1 protein-coding gene is annotated in these 488 nt (G+C 71.1%); it reads right to left on the bottom strand.

Features of this window, described 5'->3' with window-relative positions; all coding sequences use genetic code 11:
- The coding region (locus QZX79_RS17410; RefSeq protein WP_294570354.1) for a prephenate dehydratase domain-containing protein at positions 1-488 on the bottom strand (488 nt) is incomplete at both ends.

The raw sequence follows: 488 nt of genomic DNA, 5'->3' as shown, positions 1-488 counted from the left end.
CGCGGCGAACTGGTCAAGGATCTCCATCAGGGCCCCGGGGTGGTCCTCGGGGAGGGGGATCACCAGGGAGGTCTTGTCGGCGCCGGTGGGCGCCGGCAGCACCGTGGGCCGGGTGACGAGGATGAAGCGGGTCACCGCGTCGGAGACGTCTCCAATGTCCGCGGCAAGCACCTCCAGACCGAGGCGTTCCGCCAGCAGGGGCGAGCAGATGGCCGCGTCATAGCCGCCCGCGGCGAGGCCGTGCGCCGCCGCCGCCGTCGACGAGGACGGAAGATATTCTACATTCGGAATGTTAGCGTCGACCCAGCCGCGGCACTGGGCCCAGGCATGGCCGTGCGTCGAGATCCGGCGGACATCCGCGGGCCGGACGCCGGTCCGGGCCGCGAGGACGAACGTGATCGCGACGAGTTCCTCCCTCACGATCCGCAGGGGCTCACCGACCGCGACGGCATCGAGGGTGGCGCTCACGCCGCCCTCGACCGAGTTCT

The organism is uncultured Arthrobacter sp., assembly GCF_902805515.1.
Taxonomy (GTDB): Bacteria; Actinomycetota; Actinomycetes; order Actinomycetales; family Micrococcaceae; genus Arthrobacter_D.
Note: the sequence above shows the minus strand (reverse complement) of the source record. Positions and strands in the feature narration are given on the sequence as shown.